The organism is Micromonospora avicenniae (assembly GCF_900156065.1).
In the GTDB taxonomy this organism is placed as follows: domain Bacteria; phylum Actinomycetota; class Actinomycetes; order Mycobacteriales; family Micromonosporaceae; genus Micromonospora; species Micromonospora avicenniae.
In genome coordinates this window covers 209896-218597 of the sequence record NZ_FTNF01000012.1, presented here as the reverse complement: position 1 = coordinate 218597, position 8702 = coordinate 209896, and the positions used below count along the sequence as shown (strand labels likewise).

The 8702-nt window shown below is 72.1% G+C and carries 7 protein-coding genes and 1 pseudogene; 5 read left to right on the top strand and 3 right to left on the bottom strand.

The window, feature by feature from the left end; genetic code table 11:
* Window positions 1-221 (bottom strand): annotated as a pseudogene (locus BXA10_RS19745) (hypothetical protein); the annotation flags it as partial.
* Window positions 222-1759: 1538 nt separating this feature from the next.
* Between BXA10_RS19745 and BXA10_RS19735 the strand changes: the two are divergent.
* The 5 genes from BXA10_RS19735 (at window position 1760) to BXA10_RS19715 (ending at window position 6566) form a co-directional block, all read left to right on the top strand.
* Complete coding sequence (locus BXA10_RS19735; protein WP_076471871.1) at window positions 1760-2470, top strand: histidine phosphatase family protein; 711 nt, start codon at window positions 1760-1762, stop codon at window positions 2468-2470.
* Window positions 2471-2600: 130 nt separating this feature from the next.
* The gene (locus BXA10_RS19730; RefSeq protein WP_076471870.1) at window positions 2601-3173 is read left to right on the top strand and encodes a DUF3090 domain-containing protein; all 573 of its coding nucleotides are present in this window, start codon (window positions 2601-2603) and stop codon (window positions 3171-3173) included.
* Window positions 3170-3988 (top strand): SCO1664 family protein, encoded by an 819-nt coding sequence (locus tag BXA10_RS19725; RefSeq protein ID WP_076471869.1) that lies wholly within the window; start codon window positions 3170-3172, stop codon window positions 3986-3988. Before BXA10_RS19730 ends, BXA10_RS19725 begins: the two co-directional genes overlap by 4 nt.
* A gap of 107 nt (window positions 3989-4095) precedes the next feature.
* Window positions 4096-5334, top strand: a complete 1239-nt coding sequence (mshC, locus tag BXA10_RS19720; protein ID WP_076471868.1) for a cysteine--1-D-myo-inosityl 2-amino-2-deoxy-alpha-D-glucopyranoside ligase — start codon at window positions 4096-4098, stop codon at window positions 5332-5334.
* Window positions 5335-5636: 302 nt separating this feature from the next.
* Window positions 5637-6566 carry a 2-hydroxyacid dehydrogenase gene (locus BXA10_RS19715; RefSeq protein WP_076471867.1) on the top strand — a complete coding sequence of 310 codons (930 nt, stop codon included), beginning with the start codon at window positions 5637-5639 and terminating at the stop codon, window positions 6564-6566.
* Between the two features lie 100 nt (window positions 6567-6666).
* On the opposite strand, the gene BXA10_RS19710 is transcribed toward BXA10_RS19715, so the two are convergent.
* Together BXA10_RS19710 and BXA10_RS19705 are read right to left on the bottom strand one after the other, a co-directional pair.
* Complete coding sequence (locus tag BXA10_RS19710; RefSeq protein WP_076471899.1) at window positions 6667-7458, bottom strand: GntR family transcriptional regulator; 792 nt, start codon at window positions 7456-7458, stop codon at window positions 6667-6669.
* A 181-nt stretch (window positions 7459-7639) separates the two neighbouring features.
* Window positions 7640-8509, bottom strand: a complete 870-nt coding sequence (locus BXA10_RS19705; protein ID WP_076471866.1) for a PAC2 family protein — start codon at window positions 8507-8509, stop codon at window positions 7640-7642.
* Window positions 8510-8702 lie beyond the last annotated feature (193 nt).

Below are 8702 nucleotides of genomic sequence, written 5' to 3'. Positions count from 1 at the left end.
TGCTCGTCGTCCACGGCGATGTGCGACTGGGCGCCCTGGGTGCCGTGGGGGATCAGCTTCGCGGTGTCCACGGCCGGCTTCTTGTCCGACTGCACGACCGCGACGGGCTTGGCGTCCACCGCCGGGGTGGCGGCGTGGGCGGCGATCGGACCGCCGGCGATGCCACCGGCGAACGCGAGACCAGCGATACCGAGAATGCTCTTCCGCATGATCGTGTTCATGATCAAAGCTCCTTCAGGGGGTGATGACCCACCAAGGGGGGTGTGGGTCAGCGCCACGAACCGGCGCTTCGAAAGCAAAGGGGGGAAGTCTGTGGGCACTCGGTGAAACACGGGGGGGTGTTCACGGGGGGCGGGTGTCCCGGGGTGAGGCGAGGGGGCTTCACCGCGCCGGGACCGTGTTCAACGACCCGCCGGCTGCCGTCATTCCCGGGGGGCTTGCCCGGGCGGGCTTGCCGACCGTGCTCCGCTGTGACACGGGGCCGGGGGCCGTGCGGCGCGAACCGTGTTCAACGACCGGCGGGCCGTCATCATTCCCGGCCTTTCCCGGGGCCCTTCGGGCTGGCAGCCGTGGCCGGGACTATCTTCAACGACCGGCAGGCCGTCATCGTTCCCGAGTTCCGGGGGCCCTTGGGCGCTGGCCACCGTGACCCGGGCCGGGTTCAACGGCCCGCGGACCGGCATCATTCCGGGCCCGGCCGGGCCGGCTTGATGACCTGCCGCGGCGGGGCTGCTACCTCGGCCGTCAGGGGGTGTTCAACGCCGGCGACCCGGCCACGATTCCGGCCCGAGGATGCCACCGGTCACACCCCAGAACCCCACCAAACCACCCAACCAGCCCCACCCCCACCCCGACACCCCCGCACGCAAACCGGACACCACGCCCAGCCACCCACACCCGGCGCATGGTCAACTCGACTTCCATGGAAGTCGGGGCATCAGCATGATTGGGACACCCCGACATCAAGGAACCCGAGTCGATCAACCACGCCGGGTGCCCACCAGCACAGCCCGGACCCAGGTCGATCACGCCGCCCGGCGCCACCGACGCGACCTCGACCCGAATCGGCGGCCAGTCGGCGCGCTCGTTCGACGCCGGCTGCCCGAACTGGGCCGGCTGCCCGGTGACTGCGCCGTACTGAGCCGGGGGATCAAGCGCCCGGGGCACACCAACACCGCCCGACCTGAGTCGATCAGCCCGCCGAGGCCCGAATCGACGTTCCTGAACCATCCGAGCCGACCGACCAGCCGAGAGATCGGCGGCGAAACCCCACGGACCACGCGCACGGCCAGACCACTCAACCACACCCATGGCGTCCGGGCGTGCAAACCGGACACAGCGCCCAGCCAACCCCACACCGGCAGATGGTCAACTCCGGTTCCTTGATGTCGGGGCATCCACGCGCCCGCGACACCCCGACATCAAGGATCCCGAGTTGATCAACCACCCACGGGCCACCGACCCGGCCCGGACCCGAGTTGATCAACCGCTCCAGGGCCACCGACCCGGCCCGGACCCGAGTCGATCAACCGCCTGCGGGTCACGGACCCGGCCCGGACCCGACTCCCGAGTCGGTCAACCACCGATGGGCCACCGACACGGCCCCGGCCTGAGCCGATCAACCACCCGGGGCCAAGCCACCGACGTGGCGTTCAGGACCCGAACGACCTCGACCATGGGGCCACTCGAGCGGGCAGGCGCGCTGCGGGTTCGGGACACCGGTCGCGCGGTGGGCCGGCGCGGCGAGGGAGGCCCTAGGGTGGTGACCGTGGCGACCCTTCTGCTTCTGCGACACGGCCGGACGACCGCGAACGCCGATGGCGGCCTGGCCGGCCGGCAACCGGTCGAGTTGGACGAGACGGGCCGGACGCAGGCGGCCGCGGCGGGGGAGCGACTTCGCGGCCTCCCGTTGACGACCGTGGTGACCAGCCCGCTGATCCGTTGCCGGCAGACCCTGGAGTTGGCCCTGCCGGACGCCTCCCCGATTGTCGAGGAGGGCCTGATCGAGTGCGGGTACGGCAGTTGGGAGGGACAGCCGCTCAAGAAGCTCGCCAAGGATCCGCTCTGGCCGGTCGTCCAGCAGCACCCGAGCGCCGTGGTCTTTCCCGAGGGGGAGGCGATGGCGGCCATGGCGTCGCGCGCGGTCGCGGCGGTGCGGTCCTGGGACGCCCGGGTCACCGCTGAGCATGGTCCCGAGGCGCTCTGGCTGGCGTGCAGCCACGGTGATGTGATCAAGGCCATCGTGGCGGACGCGCTCGGCGTACACCTGGATCTCTTTCAGCGGATCGTGGCCGACCCGGCGTCGGTGACCGTGATCCGGTACACACCGCTACGGCCGTTCCTGGTCCGGTTGAACGACATCGGTGGCGACTTGAGCGGCCTGGTCCCGCCGCAGCGCAAGCGGCGGCGGGCACCCCGACGCGTCGATTCGGACGCGGCGGTGGGTGGTGGCGCCGGCAGCGCTCGATGATCACGACGGTACGGGCTGTGACGCGGCCCGGAGGCGGGCGTCACACAGCGGTGGGCCGGATGCGGCGCGCGGTGGCTATTCGGGTCGGTGGGGTGCGCGACGCCGTGACCGGCCGGATAGGGTCGTGAGTATGACCCACCAGGTGCACGCCTTCGAGCCGCCGGAGCGGTTCGTCGCCGGGACCGTCGGGCCTCCGGGGGAGCGGACGTTCTTCCTCCAGGCCCGCGGAGGAGGCCGGCTGGTCAGCGTCGCGCTGGAGAAGGTTCAGGTGTCCCTGCTCGCCGAGAAGCTCGAGGAGTTGCTCACCGAGGCGCAACGCCGTTTCGGGGTGGAGCTGCCCGAGGCCCCCAGGACGCTCGGCGACAACGACCCGCTGGACACGCCGGTCGACGAGGAGTTCCGCGTCGGCACGCTCGGCCTGGCCTTCGACGTGGACACCGCGACCGTGGTGATCGAGGCGATCGCCGTCGGCGAGGCGGAGGCCGAGGTCGAGCTCGGCGACGACGACGACGAGGATTCCGACGACGAGCCGGACGAGGATCTCGACCGGCTGCGGGTCCGGTTGACCCCGCAGGCGACGCGCGAGTTCATCGAGCGAGCCCGCCGGGTGGTCAACGCCGGCCGCCCGCCGTGCCCGCTCTGCGGCCAGCCGTTGGATCCCGCCGGGCATCTCTGCCCGCGGCACAACGGTTACCACCGGTGACGTCGTCCGGCATCCAGCCTCGGCAGGACGGCAGCGCCGCTCTCCGGTTGCTACGTGACGGTGAGCTGACCCTCGAAGGGCGGCTGGTCGAGGCGTCGAACGCCACGCTGCGCGGGGTGCTGACGCTCGACGGGGTCAGCGCCCACTGCGTGTACAAGCCGGTGCGGGGGGAGCGGCCCCTCTGGGACTTTCCAGACGGCACCCTCGCCGGACGCGAGGTCGCGGCGTACCTGGTCTCCCGCGCCACCGGCTGGGATCTGATCCCGCCGACCGTACTGCGGGAGGGTCCGTTCGGTCCCGGCTCCTGCCAGCTCTGGATCGACGAGCCCGCCGACGCCGAGCCGTTGGTCGGGTTCGTACCGGCCGACGCGGTGCCGCCCCGGTGGTTCCCGATCGCGGCGGCGCGCGACGACGACGGCACCCCGTACGCCCTGGCGCATGCCGACGATCCGCGGCTCGCCCGCCTCGCGGTGCTCGATGCGGTCATCAACAACGCGGACCGCAAGGGCGGGCACGTGCTGGTGGGCCCGGAGGACCGGATCTACGGCGTGGACCACGGGGTGAGCTTCCACGTCGAGGAGAAGCTGCGGACGGTGCTGTGGGGCTGGGCGGGCCGGCAGCTGCCGCCGGACGCGATGGAGGTGCTCGACGTGCTCGCCGCCCAGGTCACCGGCGCGCTCGGTGAAGAGTTGGCCGAGCATCTCACGATCAGCGAGATCGCCGAGTTGACGTCCCGGATCGATCGGCTGCGTGACGGTGGCCGGTTCCCGCTGCCGCCGGAGGAGTGGCCGGCCATCCCGTGGCCGCCGATCTGACGTACGCCTGAGCGACGCCACCGCCCGCGGTGGGGAGTGGCCCGCTGTCATGTTGATCACTCGGCGGCGCGCCCATACCTCGCCGCGCGGCTGGATAGGCTGACGGCATGGAAGCGTGGGCGGGACATGAGGTGCCGCGGCTGCCGGGTAGGGGCGAGCCGCTTGCGTTGTACGACTCGGCGCGACAGGGCATCTACCCGAGCGACCCGGCCGACGTGGCGCGGATGTACGTCTGCGGCATCACGCCGTACGACGCGACCCACCTCGGTCACGCCGCCACCATGATCACGTTTGACCTGGTCCAGCGGGTGTGGCGCGACGCCGGGCGGACGGTGCGGTACGTGCAGAACGTCACCGACATCGACGACCCGCTGCTGGAGCGGGCCACGCGCGACGGTGAGGACTGGAAGGTCCTCGCGATGCGGGAGACCGCCCTGTTCCGGGAGGACATGGAGGCCCTGCGGATCATCCCGCCGGAGCACTACGTCGGCGCGGTCGAGTCGATTCCGAACATCGCCGAGAAGGTGCAGTTGCTGCTCAAGGACGGCGCCGCGTACCGCCTCGACGACGGCACCGGCGACGTCTACTTCGACACCTCCGCCTCGCCGCGCTTCGGCTACGAGTCCAACCTCAGCCGGGCGGAGATGCTGAAGATCTTCCCGGAGCGTGGCGGCGACCCGGACCGGGCCGGCAAGCGCGACGCGCTGGACCCGCTGCTGTGGCGTGGTGCCCGCGAGGACGAGCCTTCCTGGCCGGGCGGTGAACTGGGCGCCGGGCGTCCGGGCTGGCACATCGAGTGTGCGGTGATCGCCCTCGACCTGCTCGGTGACCGCATCGATGTGCAGGGCGGCGGCAACGACCTGCTCTTCCCGCACCACGAGGCGTCCGCGGCGCATGCCGAGCGGCTGACCGGCGAGGCTCCGTTCGCCCAGCACTACGTGCATGCCGGCATGATCGGGCTGGACGGCGAGAAGATGTCCAAGTCCCGCGGCAACCTGGTCTTCGTCTCACGGCTTCGCGCGGATCACGTCGATCCGATGGCGGTCCGGCTGGCGCTGCTGGCCGGGCACTACCGCAGCGACCGCACCTGGACCAACGAGCTGCTGGCCGCCGCTCAGGAGCGACTGGCCCGCTGGCGGCAGGCCGCCGCCGCGCCCTCCGGTCCGTCCGGGGCCGAGCTGCTGGCGGGCGTACGCGCGCGCCTCGCCGACGATCTCGACAGTCCCGGTGCGCTCGCGCTGGCCGACGCGTGGGCGGAGCAGGCCCTGGCCGGTGTCGGGGACGACGCGACGGCTCCCGCGCTCTTCGCCGACACCGTCGACGCACTGCTCGGCGTCCGCCTCTGACGTCGTCCGCCGGCACTGGTCGTGCCCGTCGGAGCCCTCGGTCGCGCAGCCGCCGCCACGAGCGGCCGGTGCGAGGTCGACCCGGCCCGTCGTGAGCCCACGCCCCCGGTCCCGTGGTGGACCGGGGGCGTCGGCGTCGTGGCGTGGTTTCGCCGGCGGCCGGGACCGGGCGCCGGATCTCCTCCCGGCACCGATCCGGCGCTTCGGGCATTCCGCTAGGACCGACCTCACATGCTGTTTACCAGCACATTCGGGTGGCCCAGCAGGTATCGAACAGCCTGGGTTGGCTAGCGTCGGCCGACGTGAAGGTGTGGATTCCTCATAAGTTCGGCATTCCGGTTCTTGGCGACTTGCCCGACAGTGTGGTGGTCGAGGTCGCCGATGATCCGCGGAACCTCCCGTCGGCGCCGGACGGAGTCGAGTTCTGGCTGCCCACGTTCATCGGTATGCCCCACGACACGAGTCGGCTCATCACCGAGCTGCCGGACCTTCGGGTGGTGCAACTGCCGAGCGCGGGAGCCGAAGCCTGGGTCGGCCGGGTACCTGCCGGGGTGACCCTGTGCAACGCCCGGGGCGTGCACGACTCCTCCACCGCCGAGTGGGTGGTCACCGGGATCCTGTCGCAGCTGCGGGCCTTCCCCTCGTTCCTGCGCGCCCAGGATCGGGGAGTGTGGACCACCGAGCCCTACCTGCCGACCGACGAGCTCGCCGGCAAACGCGTACTGATCATCGGGGCCGGCTCGATCGGGTCGGCGGTGGCGGCCCGGCTGGCGCCGTTCGAGGTGGAGCTGACCTTCGTGGCCCGCACCGCGCGTCCGGCCGAGGGAGTGCACGCCGTTACCGACCTGCCGCGCCTGCTCCCCGCCGCGGACATCGTGGTCCTGCTCGTGCCGCTCACCGCCGAGACCCGGCGACTCGTGGATGCCCGCTTCCTCGCCGCCATGCCGGACGGCGCGATGCTGGTCAACGCGGCTCGCGGGCCGGTCGCGGACCCGGCGGCCCTGTTCGCCGAACTGTCCACCGGCCGAATCTCGGCGGTGCTCGACGTCACCGACCCGGAGCCCCTGCCGCCCGGCGACCCGCTGTGGCATCTGCCGAACGTCCTGATCACACCGCACGTCGGTGCCCAGGTCCACGGCCTACTGCCGCGCGTGTACCGGCTGGTGGCCGCGCAGCTGCGCCGCTACCTGGCCGGTGAGCCGTTGCGCAACCAGGTGACCGGCGGGTACTGAGCACATCGCGGGGACGGACGGGTGGCAGCGGCGCCCTGTCCGTCCCGCCCGCACGGACGCGGCGGTGCCGTCGTCCGCGCTGGCCGGGCGGGGCATCGGCTCAGCCGAGGACGAGCCCCGGGTCCGGGTCCGGTTCCGGTGCGGGGGCGGGGATCCGGTACTCCTCGGTGAGGGTGGTCATCGGTCCGGGCCAGGTGGCCTGGGCGACCTCGATCGGCTTGCGTGCGTTGTCGTACGCGACGTGCAGCAGGTGCAGCACGGGTGTGTCGGGCCGGATCTGCAGCGTCTCCGACTCCTCCCGGCTGGGCTGGCGGGCGCTGATCGTGTCGGTGGCGGTGACGTACCGCCGACCGGTGGCCTCCTCGGCCTCCTGGTAGAGCGGCCGGCCGAAGGCCTCCGCCCGCTCCAGCGAGGTGCCGGCCGCGTCGGCGGGCAGGAACCAGGAGGCGCCGACCTCGACCGGGGAGTCCTCGGTGCGGACCAGGTGCCGGCGGCAGATCAGTTCCGTGCCGTCGGGTACGCCGAAGGCGTCGGCCACCTCGGCGGGGGCGGGGGAGCGACCGACCGAGACGAGTTGCTGGCGGTACCGCGCGGCGAGGTCGGTGTGGTAACCGCGGAACCCGCCGTACCGTCCCCGAGAGAGGCGGTTGAGCCGCCGCCGTGTGCCTCGGACGTACGTGCCGGAGCCCGGTTTGGTGATGAGCACGCCCTCGACCCGCAGCTGGTCGACGGCGCGCTGCACGGTCTGCTTCGCGACGCCGAACATCTCGGCCATCGCCGGGATGGACGGCAGCCGCTCGCCCGGCGCCCAGTCCCCGCGTCGGATCCGCGTCGTGAGTTGCGCCGCGATCTGCCGGTGCGGGAACTCGGCCGCCCCCGGATTGATCTGCATGCCCGCCTCCTTGATCACATCTAGGTTCCTAGGATGCCCTAGCGGGGGTGTGCTGCGCCACCCCGACACACCATGCCGACGAGCCCCGGCACAGGGGCCGCGCCGGCGTCGTCCACATGAAAAAACCCGGGCGGTACGACCAGATGTCGTACCGCCCGGGTGCGGAGCGGGGGAGTGGCGGCTACCAGGAGCCGGCAGTCGGACCGGCGGACCCGCCGCGGCGGCGCAGGTACTTCTCGAACTCCTGGGCGATCTCGTCGCCGGTCAGCGGGGTGATGCCCGCGTCTCCGACGCGTTCCTCCAGTTCACGGACGTACTCGCCGAGTTCGGCGTCCTGCTCGGCAGCGTTGCGGACCCGCTGCTCCCACTCGGCGGCCTCCTCGGCCAGGTCGGCCATCGGCACCGGCAGGTCGAGCACCTCCTCGACCCGGTGCAGCAGCGCCAGGGTGGCCTTCGGGCAGGGCGGGTTGTTCGCGTAGTGCGGCACGTGCACCCAGAACGAGACCGCGTCGACCTCGGCGCGGGTGCACGCGTCGTGCAGGACCCCGACGATGCCGGTCGGTCCGTCGTAACGGGTGGGCGTGAGCTGGTAGCGCTCGGCCGCCTGCGCGTCCGAGGCGCTGCCGCTGATCGGCAGCGGGCGGGTGTACGGCACGTCGGCCAGCAGCGCGCCGAGCAGCACCACGCGCTCGACCTCGAGGCTGTGGCAGATCTCCAGCACCTGCTCGCAGAACGTCCGCCAGCGCATGCTCGGCTCGATGCCCCGGATCAGCACCACGTCCCGCTCGGTGCCCTCCGGACTGGCGACCATGAAGCGGGTGGTGGGCCATTCGACCCGCCGTGTCTCGCCCTCGGCCATCGTGATCGTCGGCCGGCTCACCTGGAAGTCGTAGAAGTCCTCCGGGTCCAGCTCGGCCACCTGCCGGGCCTGCCAGACCTGCTCCAGGTGCTCCACCGCCGCCGTGGACGCGTCCGCGGCGTCGTTCCAACCCTCGAACGCGGCGATGGCGACCGGGGAACGCAGCACCGGCAGCCCGTCGAACTCGGTCACGCCGTCACCTCACTGTGCTCGTGGCGGCGGGCCGGGCCGAGCCCGGTCGTCCGCCGGTGGTGCATCGTGGCGTCCCTGTTCTCCTTCACGTCCGTCAGCCTACGTCCCGGTCCGGCGTGCGGCCCGGCGGCCGCGCCGGTCAGGGCGGTTGCCGACCGGTCATCGGCGGTCGAACCGGACAGAGTGATCCCGC